Origin of the sequence: Sedimentimonas flavescens (assembly GCF_019264375.1) — a bacterium.
GTDB lineage: Bacteria > Pseudomonadota > Alphaproteobacteria > Rhodobacterales > Rhodobacteraceae > Rhodobacter > Rhodobacter flavescens.
This window is the reverse complement of record NZ_JAHVAI010000059.1, coordinates 1-954: the sequence shown is the minus strand read 5'-3', so window position 1 is coordinate 954 and position 954 is coordinate 1. Positions and strand designations below refer to the sequence as shown.

2 protein-coding genes are annotated in these 954 nt (G+C 64.8%); both read left to right on the top strand.

What is annotated here, in order from left to right; all coding sequences use genetic code 11:
• Positions 1-369, top strand: a 369-nt coding sequence (locus tag KTQ37_RS16670; protein WP_218631630.1) for a DUF2924 domain-containing protein, incomplete at its 5' end; no start/stop codon positions are given.
• Positions 366-954: recombinase family protein (locus tag KTQ37_RS16665; RefSeq protein WP_218631629.1), on the top strand; the 589-nt coding region annotated here is incomplete at its 3' end. The genes KTQ37_RS16670 and KTQ37_RS16665, both read left to right, overlap by 4 nt.

Genomic DNA, 954 nt, shown 5'->3' with positions numbered 1-954 from the left:
ATCGCGGCCTGGTCCGAGCTCTTCGGGCAGACAGCCCCCAAGAGCATGAGCCAGGTCTTCCTGAGCCGCTTCATCGCGCAGGAGATCCAGATGAAGCGCTTCGGCGGTCTGCCGAAGACCCTGCAAAAGCTTGTCGAGACTGAGCCCGACAAGCCCACCAGGGTCGTTGGGCGAGCTCAACCCAAAGCCGGCGCTCGGCTCCTGCGCGAATGGAACAGCGTCACGCATATCGTCGATGTCACCCCCGACGGGTTCCGCAGGAAGGGGCAGACCTATCGCTCGCTCTCCGTCATCGCCCGCGAGATCACCGGAGCGCATTGGTCCGGCCCGCGCTTCTTTGGCCTCAACGCGAAGGCCCCATCCGCATGACCCGCAGGACCATCCGCTGTGCCATCTACACCCGCAAGTCCTCCGAAGACGGACTCGAGCAGGACTTCAACTCGCTGGATGCGCAGCGCGAGGCCTGCGAGGCCTATGTCGCAAGCCAAAGACACGAAGGCTGGAAGCCCCTGCCCGCCCGCTATGACGATGGCGGGATCTCCGGGGGCACGCTTGAGCGTCCCGGCTTGCAGCGCCTCCTTGCCGATATCGACGCCGGGCGCGTGGAAATGGTGGTCGTCTACAAGATCGACCGCCTGACGCGATCGCTTGCCGACTTCGCAAAGCTCGTCGAACGGCTCGAGGCAGCGGGTTGTTCCTTCGTGTCCGTCACCCAGGCCTTCAACACCTCCTCCTCGATGGGCCGCCTCACGCTGAACGTGCTCTTGTCCTTCGCCCAGTTCGAACGGGAAGTCACCGCCGAGCGGATCCGCGACAAGATTGCCGCCTCGAAGAAGAAGGGGCTCTGGATGGGGGGCCTACCGCCCCTCGGCTATGCCCCGCATCCCGACAAGACAAGGCGCGAGCTCGTGGTCAATGAGCGGGAGGCAGACACCGTCCGCAGCCTCTTCGACC